The organism is Kribbella sandramycini, from assembly GCF_013131805.1.
Lineage (GTDB): Bacteria > Actinomycetota > Actinomycetes > Propionibacteriales > Kribbellaceae > Kribbella > Kribbella sandramycini.
This window is the reverse complement of record NZ_JABJRC010000001.1, coordinates 343,852-363,060: the sequence shown is the minus strand read 5'-3', so window position 1 is coordinate 363,060 and position 19,209 is coordinate 343,852. Positions and strand designations below refer to the sequence as shown.

Below are 19,209 nucleotides of genomic sequence, written 5' to 3'. Positions count from 1 at the left end.
GGCCGGGTCAGCTGGCCCGAGCCGGGCCGAGCGGCCGCATCCGGCGGCGTTCGGACGGGTGCTGCAGGTCGTTCCCCGCGCTGTCGAGCCTGGTCAGGTGCCGGCCGGCGCCGGTGATCGGGCACGTCCAGGTGCCGTCCACCTCGACGAGGCGGATACCGGGCTGGTCCAGCCAGCGCAGGATCAGGTCGAGCTCCTCGGGGGACGCCGACGCGACCGGACCGATCCCCGGCAGCACCGTCTCCGCCGAGGCGCGCAGCATCTCCAGATACCGCCGCGGGTCGGTGCCGCGCGGGCTGACCCCGGCCGCGGCCAGCCGGCCGCGACGGATCACATGCAGCTCCCAGCCGCCCTCCTCCGTCCGCCGGGCCGCGCAGATCTCCGCGCACCCGGTCAGCGACGCCATCCGCTGCATGCGGGCCGAGCTGCGCACGAACGCGCTCAGCCGATCCCGGTGGACGGCGGCGTCCTCGAACCGCTCATCGGCCGACAGGACGTCGATCCGCTTGTCGAGCGCCTCGATCACCGGGGTCGGATCCGCGATCAGCGCGACCCGCAGCTCGTCGACGAACTCGCCGTACGAATCCATCGAGATGCGCCCGTCGCACGGCGCCACGCAGCGGCCCATCTCGGCCAGCACACACGGCGACAGCGACGGCCGCCGCGACATCCGCGCCGTGCACTGCCGGATCGGGAAGGCCTCGTGCAGCGCGGCCATCGCCCGCTCGGCGGTCTTCCGCGAGCTGAACGGGCCGAGGTAGCCGCCGTCGTCGTCCTTCAGCTGTTTGACCAGCGACAGCCGGGGGAACGGCTCGACCGTGACCTTCAGCCAGTGCTGCCGCTCGGGGAACTTCGACCGCCGGTTGTACCGCGGCTTGTGCTCCGCGATCAGCCGCAGCTCGCGGACCTCCGCCTCCAGCGGCGTCCCGCACTCGATCCCGCGGACGCCGGTCGCGATCCCGACCATCTCGCCGATCCGGCTGCGCGTCTCGGAGGCGGTGAAGTACGAGCGGACGCGGTTGCGCAGATCCTTCGACTTGCCGACGTACAGGACTTCGCCGCGGTCGTCGGTGAACAGGTACACACCCGGTGCGTGCGGCAACTGCTCGGACAGATGCCGTTTCGCGCGCACGGCGGGCGCGACCCGGGACGAGAACGTCTGCAGATCCTCCAGCGTCTGGACCCCGAGCGAGCCGACCCGCTCGAAAAGCCCGTGCAGGACGTCGACCGTGGCGCGCGCGTCCGACAGGGCGCGGTGATTCGGCGTGACCTTGGTCCGGAAGAGTTTGGCCAGCGTCCCGAGTTTGCAGTTCGGCGCCTCGTCCGGCGTGATCACCCGGCGGGCCAGCAGCGCGGTGTCGACGACGGTGAAATCGGGCCAGTCGTACCCGTGGACGAGGCTGTCGTGTTTCAGGAAGCCCACGTCGAACGGCGCGTTGTGCGCGACCAGCACGCAGCCGCGGGCGAACTCCAGGAACGCCGGCAGCACCGAGCCGATCCGGGGTGACGCGGCAACCATCTGGTTCGTGATGCCGGTCAGGACGGCGATGAACGGCGGAATCGGATCGGCCGGGTTGACCAGCGTCTGGAACTCGCCGACCACGGCGCCGCCGCGCACCTTGACCGCGCCGATCTCGGTGATCCCCGACTCGCCCGGCGCGCCCCCGGTGGTCTCCAGGTCGACGACGCAGAACGTCAGGTCGCGCAGCGGCGTCCCCAAGTCGTCGAAACTCGGCTGGACACCGCGGATCGGCGTCAGCGGTTCCGAGGCCGGCGGGCGCATCGGGCTGGTCATGGCGACGACGCTAGAAGCCGCCACCGACAATTCCGCGGGTGACACGCAGGCGCGTCGACTTAGGGCACGTCACCCAACCCCACGCCTACTGCGGGGCACTCGGCACAGCATCTCGCCGTACGGGTGCAAAGGGCACGATGCTCCGCATCGAACCCTCCGCCCCCGCACACCGAGCTACCGCACCGAGCACCTCCTCGCTACGGCGTGGAATTGGGCGACATGCCCTAGGCTCTTGGTATGCGTACACAGGCGATCACCGCGAAATCGGCCGTCGCGCCGAGCCGTTGTGGTCTGCATCACGGACTGCGGGCCGGTGACTGAGGCAGGCACCGCCGCGAGCTGCGCCGCTACCACTTTGCCCGAACCGGTCCGGCAACGCGTTCTGACGCTTGCCGCGCAGGCGCTCGGCCAGTTGCCCGCGACCGACATCCCGGCGCCGCTGCGGCGGTTCGCCAGTTTCGCGCCGGCGAAACGCGCAAAGCTCTCGGCGTCCGTGCTCGGGCCGATTCTGGAGACCGACGAGCATTTCCGGCGGTTGACCGCGTTCCAGGTTCGTCGCGAACACCAGGAGCTGGGCGACGCCGTTGCCGAAGGCATCCCTGTTCCGGCGGCCGACCCGGTCGAGATCGCCGCGCTGGCCTACCTACTACGCCCCGACGACTGGGAGCTGCGAGTAGCCGATGCGGCGCAGGTCGCCGTAGACACGCCGCGTGCCGACTCCGAGGCTGTCGCCCGGCTCAGCGACCAGCTGGACCAGGCGCGCACCGAAACCCGCCAGGTCCGCGAGCGGCTCCGCGAACAGGTCAACGAGCTCAAAACCGAGAACGTGACGCTACGCCGGAAGCTCAACGAGGCCCGGCAGCGGATCGGCGGTCTGCAGACCGACCTGGCCGCACGGACGACGGAGGCCGAGACCGCCGACGAACGTGTCGAAGCGGCCCGCAGCGAGGTCGAGCGGGAGGTACGGCGGCTCCGCGCCCGCATCACCGAGCTGGAGGCGATCGAGCACGCTGCGCGGCGTACGGCGGGCCAGGAGCGCGAGATGGCCTCCACCCGCACCCGCCTCCTCCTCGACACCGTCCTGGAGGCCGCCAGCGGTCTCCGGCGCGAGCTGGCGCTCCCACCAGGCGGAGAGCTACGCCCGGCCGACACAGTCGCCGGCACCGAGCCCGACGCGGCTCCGGTCGGCCGTACGGCGCCCGAGGACGACTCGTCCCTGTTCGACGAGCTCCTGTCGCTCCCGCAGGTCCACCTGATCATCGACGGCTACAACGTCACCAAGACCGCCTGGCCGACCTCGCCGCTGCACTCGCAACGCCAACGCCTCGTCACCGCCCTGGGCGCCCTCGTGGCCCAGCGCCGCATCGAGGTGACGGTCGTCTTCGACGGCGCCGAGCTCTCCGGCCCCGTCCAGCTCACCGCGCCCCGCGGCGTCCGCGTCCGGTTCAGCCCGGCCGGCGTCATCGCCGACGAGGTGATCCGCCAGCTCGTCCGCGCCGAGCCGCCCGGCCGCCCGATCGTGGTCGTCTCGACCGACCGCGAAATCGCCGAAAGCGTCGCCAAACTCGGCGCCCGCTCGCTGGCCGCCACCACCCTGATCAGCCGCATCGCCCGCACCTGATCGCCGCACTCCGCCGAAAACTGTCGGCGGCCTTCTCTAGCGTCCTTCCCAGCCGGATGCAAGTCCGGATGCTTCCCCCCTTTGGAGGACGTTGTGCTGATCGACTGCGACGCCTGTGTCATGCGTGGTCCCGGCTGCCAGGACTGCGTGGTGACCGCCGTCCTCGGCCTCACCGCCGACCCCGGCCCCACCCTCCGCATCGACGCGGACGAACAAGCCGCCCTCGCCGCCCTCGCCGACTCCGGCCTGGTCCCGCCGCTGCGCCTCGTCCACGCCGTGGAAAGCCTTCCCCAGGAAGAATCCGACGTTAAGTTTGGATCAAACCCGAGGGGCGAATTGCGCCGGTCACAAAACGGTCACTAGGGTTACGTCTCGTTGCCTCAGGGTGTCGGTTGATCGGACCGACCGGGCAGCGTTTCAGCCGAGTGAGTGACCTTGCGGGTCCTACGGGCGTTAAGCCTGTAGGCGGCGTGGTTGACGGGGACGGCGTCGAGCAGAGGAAGGGACCGACCGGGCTGTGTCCACCGGACGCATCAACCGCACCAAGGGAATCGCCCTCGCCGCCATCACGAGCACCGCTGTCGCAGCGGGCGTGCTGTTCATTCAGTCTGGCGCCGACGCCGATCCGAAGCCGAGTCTCGAAGAGGCGAAGAAGCAGGTCGCCGCGTTGCAGGAGAAGGCGGCCGCCATCGGCGAGGACGCCAACGACCTCCGCGGCGGTATCACGGCCTCGCAGACCCGGCTGAAGGCCCTGCAGGCGGGGATCGACAAGCAGCAGCGCCAGGTCGACGGCGTGAAGCGGCAGATCGGCTCCCTGGCGGTTGCGGGCTACCAGACCTCGGGGATGTCGACGACCGCGCAGCTGCTGCTCTCGCAGAACCCGGACCAGTTCCTCAGCCAGGCGTCCACGGCGCAGGCTTTCGCCGGCCAGCAGAACGCCGCCCTCCGCAAGTACCAGGAGGCGCAGGGCAAGCTGGCCGACCTCCAGGCCGGCGCGCAGACCGAGCTGGCCGCGCTGAAGGCCGTTCAGGGCCAGCAGGACAAGCTCAAGGCCGAGGCCCAGTCGAAGCTGGATGCCGCCGAGAAGGTGCTGAGCAAGCTCAGCGACGCCGAGCGTCAGCGCCTCCGCGACGAGGCCGAGAAGGAAGCCGAGGAGGAGCGCGAGAAGCGCCCCAGCCGCGACGGCGACCGGATGGACGACGACGTGCCGGTCCCGGCCAACGGGCGCGCGGGTGTCGCCGTCCAGACCGCGATGAACCAGCTCGGCGACCCGTACGTCTGGGGCGACGAGGGGCCGAACTCGTTCGACTGCTCCGGCCTGATGCTCTACGCGTGGAAGAAAGCCGGCGTCTCGCTGCCGCACTCGTCGAAGGCGCAGAAGAGCTCGGGCGGGCGTCCGGTCAGCAAGAGCCAGCTGATGCCCGGCGACCTGGTGTTCTTCTACAGCCCGGTCAGCCACGTGGGGATGTACATCGGCAACGGCCGGATGGTCCACGCGCCGCGCTCGGGTAAGCCCGTCCAGGTCGCGTCCATCAGCACGATGCCGTACAACGGCGCCGTGCGGCCGGGCTGACCTTCCGGTTTGCGATACTCACCGGCTCCGGGGTCTCATCCCCGGAGCCGAGTCGTTTCACGACCATCCGGGTGTTCTACTGTCGGAGGAGGCACGTAGTGTCCCGCCTGACTGGGGCAGGTGAGCAGCGAGGGGCCGAAGTGATCGACGACCAGGGCGACACCCTGCCGCTTCCTGCCGTCGAACAGCCGCGTCCGGAGCCGCCGGCCGGTCCGCCGTCGCCGCGTCCGCCGGTAGGCCCGATCGCGAAAAAGGTCGCCATCGGTCTCGCGATCTGTCTCGTGGCCGGAGCCGGGTACGCCGGGCTTCGCCAGGTCGCCGACGCTCCCGCCGACCCGAACGCGCCGACCGGCACCCAGGGCCCGCAGTCCTCGTCGCCTCCCGACAACGAGGCCGCGGACGGCGTCCGCCGTGCGACGGCCGGCGAAGAGGTCCTGCAGAAGATGGCCGAGGCCGTCACCGCAGGCAACCGCAGCGACTTCCTGGACACGATCGACGACCGCTCCACCGCGTTCCGGACGACCGCGCGGATGGTCTACGCGAATCTCGAGAAGCTCCCACTCGGCATCTTCCAGTTCCGCTACGTCAGCGACGACACCGCCGCGCTCGCGCCCGATCGGCTGGCCGAGCTCGGCGCGGCCGAGGCGTGGCTGGCCCAGGTCGAGGTCTCCTGGCAGCTGAAGGGGTACGACCAGAAGCCCGCGCGCGCGATCCTGCCGGTCACGTTCGTCCGTCGTGACGACGGCAAGACGTACGCCGCCTCGTTCTCCGACCGCTTCGTCGCCGGGCAGCGCCGCCCGGTCTGGACGCTCGGTGAGCTGGATGTCTCCGAGGGCGACCGCAGCCTGGTCATCAGCCTGAACTCGGCAGCCCAGGCGAAGGCGTACGTCCCGCTGGCCGACCGCGCGGTCACCTCGGTCAGCAAGGTCTGGGGGACGTCGTGGCCACAGAAGGTCGTCGTCGTGCTGCCGGCCAAGCAGTCCCAGATGGAGTACGTGCTCGGCGCCGCGCCGAACACCTACACCCAGATCGCCGCCGTCACGATGGCCGAGCTGGATGCGCCGCAGATCGGCGCCCCGGTCCGCATCGTGGCGAACCCGAAGCTCTTCGTCGAGCTGGGCAAACAAGGCCGCCGGATCGTCCTCACCCACGAGACGACCCACGTTGCCTCGACGGCGACCGCGTCCCCGGTGCCGCTCTGGCTGGCCGAGGGATTCGCGGACTACGTCGCGTTCGAGGCCGTCCCCGTGCAGGACGAGTCCGCGGCCAAGGAGCTGCTGAAGGCGGTTCGCGCGGGCCGGGTGCCGACGGCGCTCCCGGATACGAAGGCGTTCGCCGCGTCGTCGTCCAGCCTGCCCGAGGCGTACGAGTCGGCGTGGCTGGCCTGCCGGCTGATCGCCGAGCGCGAAGGCGAGGAGAAGCTGGTCAAGTTCTACCGCGCCGTGCACACGTCGCGCAGCGCCGACGGTTTGTCCGACGCCTTCAAGACCCATCTGGGCATGACCGAGCAGCAGTTCGTCGCCGAGTGGCAGAAGTACCTCAAGGAGCTCGCGGGTGTCTGAGCGGGCGCCGCGGATCGCCGCAGTCGTCCTCGCCGTCGCACTGGTCGCGGTGATCGTCACCACGACGCCGTGGCAGCTGATCGCCGTCCCCGCGCCGGACCCGGCGCTCGACTTCACCGCCGCCGAGATCGCCCGGCAGAACGCGTTCCGCGGCGAGTTGTTGCCCTGGTCAACCACCTCCTGGGTGCTGTCGGTCGCCGTCCCGCTCGCGATCGGGTTCAGCCCGCTCGGCGGCCGCCTGTACGACGTCGTCCGGATCCGCCGCTGGTACGTCGGCGTCCCCGTGCTCGTGTTCGGATTGGGGCTGATCACCAGCCTGGTCACGCTGCCGACCGACGCGCTGGCCGAGCGGGTCAGCCGGAAGTACGGATTGTCCGTGCAGGGCTGGGGCTTGTGGGCGCGGGATCGCGCGGTGAACTGGTTGCTGATCTCCCTCGCGCTGGCCGTGATCGCGCTCTTCCTGATCGCGCTGGCCCGGCGTAGGCGGTCCGGCTGGTGGTTGCCGGCCGCAATCGTCACGGCGCTGCTCGTGCTCGGGGTGTCGTTCGCCTACCCGGTGCTGGTCGAGCCGCGGTTCAACCAGTTCAGCTCGATGCCCGCCGGTCCGCTGCGGGACGACTTCTTCAAGCTGGCCGCGGACGACGGCGTCCCGGTCAAGGACGTCCTGGTCGCGGATGCGTCGAAGCGGACAACCGCCTTGAATGCTTACGTTTCCGGCTTCGGGTCGACCCGGCGGCTGGTCGTCTACGACACGCTGCTGAACAGCTCTCCGCCCGCGCAGGTCCGGTTGGTGGTGGCTCATGAGCTGGGCCACGCGGCCGAGGACGACGTCCTGCACGGGACGCTGATCGGCGTCCTCGGCGCCGCGTTCGGCGTCGTCCTCCTGCGCTTGTTGCTCGGGGCAAAGCTCGCCGATCCACGGCGGATCGCGGCGCTGCTCGCGCTGATCACCGCCGCAACCGTCGTCTCGGCCCCGGTGCAGAATCTGATCAGCCGCCGGATCGAGGCGCGCGCCGACCATCACTCGCTCCAGCTCACCAAGGACCCGCGCAGCTTCATCGCCATGCAGCACGATCTCGCGGTGACGAACATCTCCGGCCTGTCGCCGGCCCGCTGGCGGTACTGGATGTTCGCCAGCCACCCGACCACCCCGGAGCGGATCGCGATGGGCCGCGCCTGGGCAGCGGAGCACGGTACGCCGCTCCCGCCACGATGACGGTCCTGGTCGTCACGAACGACTTCCCGCCGCGGCAGGGCGGTATCGAGACGTTCGTCCGATCACTGTGCGACGAGCTGCCATCGGTCGTCGTCTACACCTCGCGCGAGCCAGGGGATTCGGCGTACGACGCAGGTCTGCCGTTCCCCGTCGTCCGGGATCGCACGCGAATGTTGTTGCCGACGGCACGGGTCACCCGACGAGCCGTCGAGTTGATGCAGACGTACGACGCCGATCGGGTGCTGTTCGGCGCGGCGGCGCCACTGGGGTTGATGGGCCCGGCGCTGCGGCAGGCCGGGGCGCGGCGGATCGTCGCGATGACGCACGGGCACGAGACCTGGTGGGCGCGTCTCCCGGGCACCCGGCAGGCGCTCCGCCGGATCGGCGACGCGGCCGACACCGTCACCACGGTCTCGTCGTGGTGCGCCGAGCAGATCGCTCCCGCGTTGTCGCCGGACGCCGTCCGCCGGATGCGCCGCCTCACCCCGGGCGTCGACACCACCCGCTTTCACCCCGGCAGCGGTGGCGCCGAACTGCGCGTATCCCTAGGCCTGGAAGGGGTTCCGCTCGTCGTCTGCGTCTCGCGGCTGATCCCGCGCAAAGGCCAGGACACCCTGATCCGGGCCTGGCCCCGCGTTCTCGCGGCGGTCCCCGACGCGAAACTCCTGCTGGTCGGCGGCGGCCCCGACCGCGCTCGTCTGGAGACCCTGGCCGCCAAGCTCCGCGACCACGTCATCTTCACCGGACCAGTCGCCTGGCCCGACATCCCGGCCTGTTTCGACGCCGCCGACGTCTTCGCCCTGCCCACCCGCACCCGCCGCCTCGGCCTCGAACCCGAAGCTCTCGGCATCGTCACCCTCGAAGCCTCGGCCACCGCCAAACCCGTCCTCGTCGGCGACTCCGGCGGCACCCCCGACACCCTCCAGCACACCCGAACCGGCTATCTGGTCGACCCCCACAACCCAGTAGCCGTAGCCGTCCGGCTGATCGACCTGCTGCGGAACCCGGCCCACGCCCAAGCCCTGGGAAAGGCCGGCCGAGCCTGGGCCGAATCCGACTGGACCTGGGCCGCCACCGGCAGCACGCTCCGGGAACTGCTGGACATCTAGCTGGTGCGGTCGTGTACTCTGCGTTTCATGCATCAGATGTTCAGCCTTGTAGCAGCCGTACGAGCTTCGCGCTCTCCGGCTGCCGCTGCCTGACATCTTCTTCCACCACCGGCGACCGGAAACGGTTCGCCGGTGTTGTTGTTTCCAGCGCCAGGTGGCTCGGTTCCGGTCTTGAACGACAAAGGACCACAGATCATGACCACCACGCTCCAGAAGTCCATCACCCGGACCTTCATCGACTTCTTCCTCGACCGCGGCCACGTTCCGACCACGGGGTCCACGCTCATCCCGCGCCTGGGTGATCCGGTGCTGTTCACGACCTCCGGGATGCATCCGCTGACGCCGTACCTGGAAGGCGAACCGCATCCACTGGGCCGCCGGCTGACCGGCATCCAGCGCTGTCTGCGGACGACGGATCTCGACGAGGTCGGTGACTCGACGCACCTGACCGTGTTCGAGATGCTCGGCTCGTGGTCGCTCGGCGACTACGGCAGCTCGCAGACCCTCAGCTGGGGATATGAGCTGCTGACCGGCGGGTTCGGCATCGACCCGAGCCGCCTGTACGTCACGGTGTTCGGCGGCGACAGCCAGGTGCCGCTCGACCAGGAGTCGCTGCGGACCTGGCAGGAGCTCGGCCTTCCGATCGAGCTGACCACCGACGACAACTGGTGGTCGAACGGCCCGACCGGGCCGTGCGGCCCCGACTCGGAGATGTTCGTCTGGACCGGCGACGGCGACCCGGAGGGGACGCCGACCACCGACGACCGCTGGGTCGAGGTCTGGAACCACGTGATGATGCGCTACCGGCGCCACGACGACGGCTCGCTGGAGCCGTTGCAGCAGCAGAACATCGACACCGGTCTCGGCCTCGAGCGGCTGACGATGCTGCTCGAAGGTAAGGACTCCGTCTACGACACCAGCCTGTTCGAGCCCTGGATGCGGCACATCCCGCAGCTCTGGACGCTCGACGAGACGTCGCAGCGGATCGTCATCGATCACCTCCGGTCGAGCATCGTGATCGTCGGCGACGGCGTCCACCCGTCGAACACCGGCCGCGGGTACGTCCTGCGCCGGCTGCTCCGCCGGGTGCTGACGCTGCTCTGGCAGGGCGACGAGTCCCGCTCGCTGTCCCAGCTGCCGATCGAGCTGTTCGAGCACACGCTGAACCACTTCCACCAGGGCGAGACGGTGACGCTCGTCCGCCGGATCCTGATCGACGAGGAGATCCGGTTCAGCAACCTGCTCGACCGCGGCCGCAAGGTGCTGAGTCACGAGCGGTTCCACAAGCCGCTCGACGACAGCGACTACGAGTACCTGCACGAGACCCACGGGCTGCCCCGCGAGCTGGTGGATTCGCTCAGGTGAGGCTGGGATCCAGGACGTCGGTGGGCGGGGCGGGCACCTCCGGGGGCGCGACCTTCCCCACCGACGACTGGGCCACGAACGCGCCGAGCAGCACGATCGCGCCGCCGATGATCTGGTTGGTCGTCAGCCGCTCGTTCAGCAGGATCAGCGCGAACAGGCTGGCGGCGACCACCTCGATGTACGCGACGGCACCGCCGATCGCCGCCGACAGTCGCTGGACGGCGGCCGCCCCGGCCAGGTAGGCGACGACAGTACTGACCACGATCAGCCAGGTCGCCAGCAGCCAGCCCGGCGCCTGCCGTTCGCCGAACGCGATCGTGCTGGTGAGCACGTGCCACGGCGTCTGCCACGGGACGGCGATCAGGGTCAGGACGACGGCGCCGACCACCGAGCCGGCCGCCGTCATCACCAGCGGATCGGCGATCCCGGTCAGCTTGTCGATCAAGATGAAGTACGTCGCCTGGCACGCCGCTGCCGCGAGCCCGGCGAGCAACCCGACCAGGTCGAGTGTCAGCCCGGACCAGACCTCGGCCACCGTCGCCAGCCCGAGCAGCGCGATGCCGACGCCGATCGCGGCCGACCTCGGCACGGAGACCTTCTGGCCGAACTTGAGCCACAGCACGACCAGCACCGGCCCGGAGAACTCGAGCATCAGCGCGACCCCGACCGGCAACCGGCTGGCCGCGATGAAGAACAGCGTCTGGCAGCCGGCGATCCCGGTCAGCCCGTACAGCACCAGCGGCTTCCACGACGCCCGCGCCGCGCGCAGCCCGGCGGACCCGCGCAGGGCGAGCACCAGCGGGACGAGCAGCAGCGCCGCCCCCAGGATCCTGACCCACGCGGCCTGTTGCGGCGTGAATCCGGCGCTGATCAGCGCCTTCGCGAACGGCCCCGAGCCGCCGAATGTCACGGCCGAGAAGACCGCGAAACCGAGCCCCACCGACTTCGTGCTGTACATGAGCATAAGCTCTCATGCCCATTACATCGGTGTCGAGAGTCATCTCACCGGACGCCGCCTCAGTACATGACCAGCCCGCCCGAGACGTTCAGATCGGCACCGGTCACGGCGGCGCTCGACGCCAGGTAACCGACCGCGTCCGCGACCTCCTCCGGCGCGACGAACCGCTCCAGCGGCACACCGGCCAGCAGTTCGGCGCGGACGGCGCCGGCGTCCCGGCCGCTCAGCTCGGCCTGGGCGTCGATCACCCAATCGAGCCGCGGCCCGGCGACGAAGCCGGGGGAGACGACGTTCACCCGGACACCGTGCGGGCCGCACTCGACGGCCAGGGTGCGGGCGAGCCCGACGAGCGCGAGCTTCGACGCGGCGTACGGCGTCCGCCCGGCGAGCGGTCGTTTGCCGGTCATCGAGCCGATCAGGACGACGCCGCCCGAACCGCGCTCGACCATGCCGGGCAGGAAGGCGCGCAGGGTCAGGAAAGTCCCGGTGACGTTGACATCCAGGGTCTGCTGCCAGTCCGCGAGGTCGAGTGTCCAGAGCGGCCCCGACGGCCCGCCGATGCCGCTGTTGCAGACGACGACGTCCGGCGTCCCGATCAGCGCGCGTGTCCGCTCCCCGAACGACGCCACGGACTCTTCGACGCCGATGTCCACCGGGACGACGTGCGCCCGGTCGCCGATCAGTGCGGCCGTCTCGTTCAAGGCGGCGACATCCCGCCCGCCGAGCACGACCTCGGCGCCGTCGGCCGCGAGCCGGACGGCGATCGCCCGGCCGATGCCCCGCCCGGCCCCGGTCACCACGGCGGTCATGTCACGGCCCCGAGGATGCGCCGATACACGGCGTCCCGCCGGACGGCGAGCTGATCGGCGTCGGCGTACTCGAAGAAGCCGGCCCCGGCCTTGGCTCCCAGCCGGCCGGCCTCGACCATCGCCGTGATCCGCTCCGGTACGGCGAAGCGGTCGCCGTACTGCTCGTGGAGGACGGTCAGGATCGAGCGGTAGACGTCCAGCCCGGCCATGTCGGCGACTGCGAACGGTCCGTACGCCGGGAGCCGGACACCCATCGTGCGGCGGACGACGGCGTCCAGGTCCGCGGGGGTGATCACGCCCTCCTCGACACACGCCAGCGCCTCCTGGAAGAGCGCCAGCTGGAGGCGGTTGGCGACGAAGCCGACGCAGGCCGCGACCTCGATCGGCTCCTTGCCGGCCGCGCTGAGCACCCGCAGCACCTCGTCGACGGCGTGCTGACCGGTCTGCTCGGCGCGGGCGACCTCGACCCCCGGGATCGTCTCGGCCGGGTGGAAGAAATGCGCGGCGAGGAAGCGCTCCGGGTGGACGACGGCGGTGGCCAGGCGGTCCAGCGGCAGCGACGAGGTGTTGGTCGCGATGATCGCGTCCGGCCCGGTCGCCGCGCTGATCGCGGCCAGGACGCCGAGTTTGAGGCCGAGATCCTCCGGGACGGCCTCAATCACCAGGGCGGCCGACGCGACGGCGTCCGCGAGCTCCGGCGTACCGCTGACGGGGGAAGGGGGAGCGGGCTGCCGGCTCGCGATCCGGGCCAGGCTGCCGGGCAGGCGATCGGCGGTGTCGACCACCGTCACCTCGTGCCCGGCGGCGGCCAGTACGGCCGCGATGCCCTGCCCCATCGTTCCGGCTCCGACGACGGCGACTCTCATAGCCGTCAGGATACCCTCTAAATACGAGAATTATCTCTCGTATTTCGAATCATCTCAGAGAACGTTCACCGCGCGGGCCGCCACCACGGCGATCGTGAGCAGCGCGATCGCGGACTGGATCGCCATCAGCACCTTGACCCGAGCGGTCAGCGGCATCGTGTCGGTCGGGCTGAAGGCGGTCGCGGCGGTGAACGCGACGAACAGGTAGTCGGTGAAACCGGGCAGCCAGCGGTCCCAGCCGGGGAGGTCGACGGTCATCTGTGGGAAGAGCAGATCGGCCCGCTCGGCCTCGCGTTCGTGCTCGGGCGCCCGGGCGAACGGCCCGCCGCGGTCGACCTCCCAGTACCAGACGCCGAACGCGACCACGTTCGTCACCCAGATCAGCGCGGCTGCCTTCACCAGCACCAGACCGTTGTTCGCATCGCCTGAGTTCAGATAGACGATCAGCTCGGCCAGATAGATGGCGTTCGCCAGCACCAGCACGGCCAGCAGGGCCAGCTCGACCCAGCGCAGCCAGGGCTCGTCGCGGCGGAGGTGGAACGGGTTCATCCAGATCAGCGGTAGCAGAAGCAGCGCACCGAGCGCCGGCATCACCCAGCGCGGGAAGGCTGCGATCTGCGTCGGCACCAGCAACTGCAGGATCAGCACGGCGACGACCGCGAGCGAGGCCGGCCAGCGCCGGATGTGCCGCATGCTCTTGTTCACGAGCTGTCCCTTCAGCCAACCGAAGCGTCGATCACAGCCTGCCCGACATCAGTACGCCGGTAGTGGACCTGATGACCCGTACGTCGCCGCGTCGCCAGCCCGGCGTCCGCCAGCGCGGCCAGATGCTCGGCGACTGTCGCCAGCGCGAGCCCGTACTCCGCCGCCAGCGCACTGGTCGTGGCGGGCGGGTCGAGAGCGACCAGGATGGTTGCACGCGTCCGGCCGAGCAGCTTGGCCAGTGGGCCCGGGGGAGTGGGGGAGTCGGACCAGAGCCGGGCCGCGCCGCGAGCTGGGTAGACGAGCGCCGGCTGGTACGCCGGGTCCAGGATCATCACCAGATACGGCCAGGCGAACACACCGGGTACCAGCAGCAGCCCCTGGCCGGTCAGCTCGTGGTCGTGATCGCGGTACCGGCTCGCGATCAGCCGGTCGTCCGCCCAGCTCAGCGTCGGGTGCAGGTCGTCGAACAGCGCCGCCAGGCCGCCGGTCGTCAGCTGACTCCCGCGGTGCGCGATGTCGTCCTCGAGCACTCGGCTGATCAGCGCCCAGTCCGGCTCTATCAGCGCGTGCCAGGCCCGTTCGATCTCTGCTACCAATCGATCCCGCGCCCGCGCCGGATTCGCCAGCATGCGGTCGATCTCAGCCGCACCAGGGTTCCCCAGCTCGTCCCGCGACCGCATGAGCTCGCGCCGTATCCGCTCCACCGGCGTACTCCGCACCCGCGCCAGCTCGGTCCCGATCCGGGCTCGCGAAGCCTTCGGCGGCGGCGTCAAGAAGTCCGGCGTGTACCCGACCCGTGGTTGCACCGCCCGCAGCCCTCGCAACTCCAGCCGCTCGACGACACCCGCCTGCGCGGCCATCCACCCCGCGTACAGCCCCCGATCGCCACCGCCGTGCAGCACGCGCACCGCCGACACCGTCTCCCACAACGGCGACAGCCCGAACCGGCATCGGAGCGTGTCCGCCTGGGTGAACCGCACTTCCGTCACGGGAGCCAACTTTCGGTCACAACCAAAACAGTACGCCGCCGGGTTCGGCTCCCGCACTGTTCCTGCTGTGAGTTCATACGGTGCGGTTCTGCGGACCGCCGGGATGCCGGCGGTGTTCTCGGCGCATGCCGTCTCGATGCTCGGCACGGTCGCGGCTCAGGTCGCATTGTCGATAGTGATCTTCGAACGCACCGGCTCTCCGTTGCTCTCGGCACTCGTCCTGGCCTGCTCGTTCCTGCCGTACGCCGTTGGCGGGCTGCTGTTGTCGTCGATCGCCGACCGGTTCCCGGCGCGCCGCGTGCTCGTGGTGTGCGACGTGCTCAGTGCGGTCTGCATCGGCCTGATGCTCATCCCGGGGCTACCGGTCGGCGCCCTGCTGGGCCTGTTGCTGGCGACCGGAATGATCGCGCCGATCTTCGGCGGCGCCCGCTCGGCCAGTCTCGCGCACCTGTTACCGGCCGAGCTGTTCCCGGCCGGACGATCGTTGCTCCGGGCAATCAGTCAGGTGTCCGTGCTGATCGGGTTCGCGCTCGGGGCGGTCGCGGTGGCGGCGGTCGGCGCATCTTGGCTCCTTGCGGCCGACGTCGGCACGTTCCTCGTCTCCGCGGTGCTGATCGGGGTCGGGACGCCGTACTCACCAGCAGGCTCGCGTAGTCGCAGTACGGTGCGCGACTCGGCGTCCGGCCTGCGGTATCTCTTCGCGCACCCGCGGTTGCGGCCGCTCATCCTGCTGACCTGGGCGGCGCCGGCCTTCTCAGCTGTTCCCGATGGGCTTGCCGTCGCATACACGGCGCAGACCGGCGCCGCGGTCACTGCGGCGGGTGCGCTGTTCACCGGCTACGCGGCCGGCACCGTACTCGGCGAGCTCGTCGTCGCACGGTTCACCCCTTCCGTGCGGCGACGGCTCGTCGTCCCACTGCTGCTGGCCAGTCAGCTCCCCGCAATCGCCTTCCTGGCCAAGCCTTCCGTGCCGACCGCCGCGCTCCTGCTGGTCGTCTCAGGCGCCGGCCACGCCTTCAACCAGGCCATCGATCCGATCATCCTCGCCACCGCCGATCCGTCCTACCGCGGCCGCCTCTTCACCGTCCAAACCAGCGGCCTGATGGCGATCCAAGGCCTGAGCATCGCCGCAGCCGGCGCTATCGGCGCCCACATCGCCCCAAACCTCATCATCGCCGCCGCCGGCGCCTGCGGCACCGCCCTCACCCTGCCCCTCGCCCACCGCGCCCTCCGAGGGCCGGCGGTTGCGCCGCCGGCCCCGGCCCTCAGTGGTTCCAGCGCTGGTTAGGGCTCCCGTTGGCAGGCAGGGTGTAGACGTCACCTCCGCCGTTGCTGTCCAGGTACCGGCCGCTGGCCCCGTGCTTGATGGTGGTGTCGGGCTGGCGGACGAACCACTGGAAGGTGTTGTTCACGTCGCAGACGTTGGTGTACACGCCACCGCTGCCGTTCGCGTCGAGACAGCGGCCGGTGGAGTTGTTCCGGAGCATCCCGAACTCAGGCCGCGCCGAGCGCTGCCATTCCCACTCCTGACTGCGGAGCCCCGCGCAGCCGTTCGTCCGGACCACCCGGGCGTCGTCGAATGCCTGGAGGCAGCGCCCGGTAGCCGCGTTCTTGACATTGACCACCGCCGTCGGGCCCGCGTAGGCCGGCGGGACGACCGCCAGCAGCGATCCTGCCATCACGACTGCACTGAGACCTGCGCGAATTCGCATTTTCCCTCGCTGTTCTCGGCATGAAAGTTGTCGCAGGCAACTTTATGTACCTGGGCGGGGTGGGCATAGGGGTTCGAGCAGGATGGAAATCCTGCGCCGGCAGGGAGTTTCTTCAGGCGCTGGCGCGGAGGATCAGGGGGGCGGTGACGAGGCGGCCGGGTTCGTCGGGGCCGCCGGCGATCTCGCGGAGGGCGCGGTCGAACAGGCAGGAGGCGATATCCGGTAGGGGGATCCGGGCGGTGGTCAGGGGGGTGTCGAGCATGCCGGCGAAGGGGAAGTCGTTGAACCCGGTGACTGCGACGTCTTGGCCGACGTGGAGGCCGCGGCGTTGCAGGGCTCGCATGGCGACCACGGCGAAGGCGTCGTTGTCGGCGACGAGAACGTCCGGGGGAGCGCTCTCCGAGACGTACTCGTCGACCGCCGCGAGGGTGGCGAACGAGCGCACCTCGGTCCGGGCGAACTCGCGGACGAAACCATCCTCGCGCTGGTGGATCCAGGGCAGTGAGCCGTCGGTGCGGAGGTAGAGAGCGCTTTCTCGGCCGCTCTCCCGCAGGTGCCGGGCGATGCCGGCCATCGAGGTCTCGTTGTCGACATCCACCCAGCACTGCCGGTGCTGCGGGCCGGTCCGGCCGAAGGCGACGAACGGGAACCGGCGCTTGCTGAGGAACTCGATCCGCTCGTCGTTCGGCATCGTCTCCAGGACGACGATCGCGTCGACCTGGCGAGCGGCGATCAGCTTCTCGTAGAGCGCGATCTCGGTGGCGCCCGCGGTCGGCGTCGTGACGTGCACGCCGTACCCGGAGTTCGCGGCTGCCTGCACCAGGCCGCTGAGCAGCCCGTGCAGGAAACCGCCGAGCCCCGGGTTCTCGTCGTCGAGGTCGAGCGGCAGGCCGATCACCTGGCTGCGCCCGGACGACAACGCCCGGGCGGCGTGATTCGGGATGTAGCCCAGCTCGTCGATCGCGGCCTTGACCGTCCGGACCGTCGAGTCGCTGACCCGATGCGGTGCGTTCAGCACATTCGACACCGTCATCGCCGACACCCCGGCCAGCTTCGCGACATCCGCGACCGTCGTCCGCCGTCGCCGCTGATCCACCACGCCCAGGCCCCCTAGTTCCGTTCGATCCTGGCCACCCCGGCCACCGGTACGTCGACCACCCACAGCTCGGGCGGCGTCGTCGTACTCCGGGACACCTCGACCCCGGAACAGTCCGACACCACGAGGTCGACCGGCCCGGGCCCGGCACCTTCGACCAGAAGTCGCGGCTCGCCGCCGCCGTTCACCAGCACCACCGATCGATCGGACTCCGTCAAGCGCACCAGCGGGTCGCTGAACGTGGCCACCACGGTCGTTTCCCCAACCGCCCGAACCTGCGAATACCGCGCGTCCGACCGCGCAGGCAGCAGGACGCCGTGCTGCAGCACGGTCTGCAGTTCGCGAGCCAGCCCAAGCCAGTATCGAACCACGCGATCATGCTCGGCCGGCAACGCCGCCAGCTCCATTGACACCTGCGGCGTGCTGAACAGCGCACCGATGAACTGCTGTGCGACCGTCTCCGGCGCCGCCGACGGATGCCACATCAACATGTCGGAGTGCACGGCCCGATCGCCGGCCAGCAGCCGGGTGTCGATCGTCCGCACCCGGTTCTCCACCGGGTCCAGCGCGCAGTCCCCAGCCCGGAGGAACGTGCCGAACTGCCAGAGCCGCGGGTTCACGTAGTCCTGCCGGAACTCGATCATCACCTCCGACCGCAACCGCTGCAGCTCGTCGCGCACCGCCTGCAGCAACAACTCCACACCCTCGTCGATCGACGCACAGTCGGCATCCGGCGCGTCCGGCACCGGCCCGTCCCACGCCCACGAGTCGATGAAGTCGATCTTCAATCCATCGACGCCCCAGTCCCGCACCGGGCGGACGCAGCACTCGACCAGATGCTCGCGTACCTCCGCATACCGCGGGTCGAGGATGGCGACGACATCGCCGTCGGCGAACCCGAGCGTCCGCGACTGCAGCCGCTCCCACGCCTTGGAGTGCACGCCGATCAGCGGCGGCGCGATCCACAACACGTACTGCAGCCCAGCCTCGTGCACCCGTCGTACGTGCGCCGCCATATCCGGGAACTTGCCGCTCGTCGGCTCCCAGTCACCACAGAAGGCGTACCCGCGCGCAGTGCTGTCGGTCTGCCAGCCGTCGTCGACGATGATCGCCTCGTATCCGTACGCCGCACTCGCGCGCGCATGGTGCTCGACCCGCTCGGCCGTCACATGCTGATGATCGCTGTACCAGGTCGAGTACATCGCCGACCGGGCCGGCTCCGGTACGACGGCGATCCGGTCGCCCAGCTCCGCCGTCCAGGCCGCGGTCACCCCGCGCAGCGCCTCCGCGAAGTGCACATCGCGCAGATCGACCCGCAGCACGAACCGTGTCACGCCGTCGGTCGGCGCGACATCGTCGACGAGCAGCTCAATCGCCTGCTCACCGGTCTCCTCGTTCACGCCGATCGCGAACTCGCAGCCGCGGACGAAGGCCGACAGCGAGACTGTGATCAGGCTCCGGTCCCGGACGTCGACGAGGCTGCCGACCGGCGCCGAGCGCACCGAGCGGATCCGCCGCCGGGAACCCCAGTCGGTCGGCAGCTCCCGGCGCGCGCCCTGACTGGCCCGCCACAGCGTCACGGCCGACCCGGTCGGCCACGTCCAGCGCAGGGTGACCGGGGCATCGGCCACCACCTCGAACAGCAGCACACCGGGCTCGGAACTCGGCAGCTCCGTGACCGTGCGCGCGCCGTCGGCGCTGCCGGTCCGGTGTGAGCGGCCGTCGGGAGAGCGGATCTCGAATGTCGTCACGGACCGGACTATAGCGGTAAAACCCGCAGCGCCGAAGTGTTGACGAAATTGGTCTAAGTCCTTACTTTAGCGAGTGAATTTT

Annotated in this window: 17 protein-coding genes; 8 read left to right on the top strand and 9 right to left on the bottom strand. The window is 70.2% G+C overall.

The window, feature by feature from the left end:
• Positions 1–7: 7 nt before the first annotated feature.
• Positions 8–1,795: a DEDD exonuclease domain-containing protein gene (locus tag HPO96_RS01555; protein ID WP_171670349.1), complete on the bottom strand. Its 1,788-nt coding sequence runs from the start codon at positions 1,793–1,795 to the stop codon at positions 8–10.
• Between the two features lie 313 nt (positions 1,796–2,108).
• Here HPO96_RS01555 and HPO96_RS01550 point away from each other — a divergent pair, with 313 nt between their 5' ends.
• The 7 genes from HPO96_RS01550 to HPO96_RS01520 all read left to right on the top strand — a co-directional run bounded on the left by HPO96_RS01550 (position 2,109) and on the right by HPO96_RS01520 (position 10,241).
• Complete coding sequence (locus HPO96_RS01550; RefSeq protein ID WP_171670348.1) at positions 2,109–3,416, top strand: NYN domain-containing protein; 1,308 nt, start codon at positions 2,109–2,111, stop codon at positions 3,414–3,416.
• A 93-nt stretch (positions 3,417–3,509) separates the two neighbouring features.
• Complete coding sequence (locus HPO96_RS01545) at positions 3,510–3,779, top strand: hypothetical protein (RefSeq protein ID WP_202885752.1); 270 nt, start codon at positions 3,510–3,512, stop codon at positions 3,777–3,779.
• Between the two features lie 154 nt (positions 3,780–3,933).
• On the top strand, positions 3,934–4,989 hold the full coding sequence (locus tag HPO96_RS01540; RefSeq protein ID WP_171670346.1) for an NlpC/P60 family protein: 1,056 nt from the start codon (positions 3,934–3,936) through the stop codon (positions 4,987–4,989).
• Between the two features lie 98 nt (positions 4,990–5,087).
• Positions 5,088–6,551, top strand: a complete 1,464-nt coding sequence (locus HPO96_RS01535; RefSeq protein WP_171670345.1) for a gluzincin family metallopeptidase — start codon at positions 5,088–5,090, stop codon at positions 6,549–6,551.
• Complete coding sequence (locus HPO96_RS01530; protein WP_171670343.1) at positions 6,544–7,767, top strand: M48 family metalloprotease; 1,224 nt, start codon at positions 6,544–6,546, stop codon at positions 7,765–7,767. Before HPO96_RS01535 ends, HPO96_RS01530 begins: the two co-directional genes overlap by 8 nt.
• Positions 7,764–8,876: a glycosyltransferase family 4 protein gene (locus HPO96_RS01525; RefSeq protein ID WP_171670341.1), complete on the top strand. Its 1,113-nt coding sequence runs from the start codon at positions 7,764–7,766 to the stop codon at positions 8,874–8,876. Before HPO96_RS01530 ends, HPO96_RS01525 begins: the two co-directional genes overlap by 4 nt.
• A 195-nt stretch (positions 8,877–9,071) precedes the next feature.
• Positions 9,072–10,241, top strand: coding sequence for an alanine--tRNA ligase-related protein (locus HPO96_RS01520; RefSeq protein WP_171670340.1), 1,170 nt, complete (start codon positions 9,072–9,074; stop codon positions 10,239–10,241).
• Here HPO96_RS01520 and HPO96_RS01515 read toward each other — a convergent pair.
• The 5 genes from HPO96_RS01515 to HPO96_RS37810 are packed head-to-tail and all read right to left on the bottom strand — an operon-like array spanning position 10,234 to position 14,568.
• Positions 10,234–11,199 carry an EamA family transporter gene (locus HPO96_RS01515; protein WP_238354671.1) on the bottom strand — a complete coding sequence of 322 codons (966 nt, stop codon included), beginning with the start codon at positions 11,197–11,199 and terminating at the stop codon, positions 10,234–10,236. The genes HPO96_RS01520 and HPO96_RS01515 overlap by 8 nt on opposite strands.
• Before the next feature lie 59 nt (positions 11,200–11,258).
• The gene (locus HPO96_RS01510; RefSeq protein ID WP_171670336.1) at positions 11,259–12,008 is read right to left on the bottom strand and encodes an SDR family NAD(P)-dependent oxidoreductase; all 750 of its coding nucleotides are present in this window, start codon (positions 12,006–12,008) and stop codon (positions 11,259–11,261) included.
• Entirely contained in the window at positions 12,005–12,874 is an 870-nt protein-coding gene (locus HPO96_RS01505) for a 3-hydroxyacyl-CoA dehydrogenase family protein (protein WP_171670335.1), read from the bottom strand. The genes HPO96_RS01510 and HPO96_RS01505 overlap by 4 nt, the downstream gene beginning before the upstream one ends.
• A gap of 54 nt (positions 12,875–12,928) precedes the next feature.
• Positions 12,929–13,579 carry a hypothetical protein gene (locus HPO96_RS01500; RefSeq protein ID WP_171670333.1) on the bottom strand — a complete coding sequence of 217 codons (651 nt, stop codon included), beginning with the start codon at positions 13,577–13,579 and terminating at the stop codon, positions 12,929–12,931.
• Between the two features lie 11 nt (positions 13,580–13,590).
• Entirely contained in the window at positions 13,591–14,568 is a 978-nt protein-coding gene (locus HPO96_RS37810; protein ID WP_171670331.1) for a DUF5937 family protein, read from the bottom strand.
• Between the two features lie 67 nt (positions 14,569–14,635).
• Here HPO96_RS37810 and HPO96_RS01490 point away from each other — a divergent pair, with 67 nt between their 5' ends.
• On the top strand, positions 14,636–15,856 hold the full coding sequence (locus tag HPO96_RS01490) for an MFS transporter (RefSeq protein ID WP_337796461.1): 1,221 nt from the start codon (positions 14,636–14,638) through the stop codon (positions 15,854–15,856).
• On the opposite strand, the gene HPO96_RS01485 is transcribed toward HPO96_RS01490, so the two are convergent.
• The 3 genes from HPO96_RS01485 to HPO96_RS01475 form a co-directional block, all read right to left on the bottom strand.
• Complete coding sequence (locus tag HPO96_RS01485) at positions 15,834–16,247, bottom strand: RICIN domain-containing protein (RefSeq protein ID WP_171670329.1); 414 nt, start codon at positions 16,245–16,247, stop codon at positions 15,834–15,836. The two genes, HPO96_RS01490 and HPO96_RS01485, sit on opposite strands and share 23 nt — an antisense overlap.
• 145 nt (positions 16,248–16,392) lie before the next feature.
• Complete coding sequence (locus HPO96_RS01480; RefSeq protein WP_171670327.1) at positions 16,393–17,379, bottom strand: substrate-binding domain-containing protein; 987 nt, start codon at positions 17,377–17,379, stop codon at positions 16,393–16,395.
• An 11-nt stretch (positions 17,380–17,390) separates the two neighbouring features.
• Positions 17,391–19,127: an alpha-galactosidase gene (locus HPO96_RS01475; protein WP_171670325.1), complete on the bottom strand. Its 1,737-nt coding sequence runs from the start codon at positions 19,125–19,127 to the stop codon at positions 17,391–17,393.
• Positions 19,128–19,209 lie beyond the last annotated feature (82 nt).

Coding starts and splice junctions, on each gene's coding strand:
- HPO96_RS01555 (WP_171670349.1), bottom strand. CDS start 1,795: ATGACCAGCCCGATGCGCCCGCCGGCCTCGGAACCGCTGACGCCGATC.
- HPO96_RS01525 (WP_171670341.1), top strand. CDS start 7,764: ATGACGGTCCTGGTCGTCACGAACGACTTCCCGCCGCGGCAGGGCGGT.
- HPO96_RS01520 (WP_171670340.1), top strand. CDS start 9,072: ATGACCACCACGCTCCAGAAGTCCATCACCCGGACCTTCATCGACTTC.
- HPO96_RS01515 (WP_238354671.1), bottom strand. CDS start 11,199: ATGTACAGCACGAAGTCGGTGGGGCTCGGTTTCGCGGTCTTCTCGGCC.
- HPO96_RS01510 (WP_171670336.1), bottom strand. CDS start 12,008: ATGACCGCCGTGGTGACCGGGGCCGGGCGGGGCATCGGCCGGGCGATC.
- HPO96_RS01505 (WP_171670335.1), bottom strand. CDS start 12,874: ATGAGAGTCGCCGTCGTCGGAGCCGGAACGATGGGGCAGGGCATCGCG.
- HPO96_RS01485 (WP_171670329.1), bottom strand. CDS start 16,247: ATGGCAGGATCGCTGCTGGCGGTCGTCCCGCCGGCCTACGCGGGCCCG.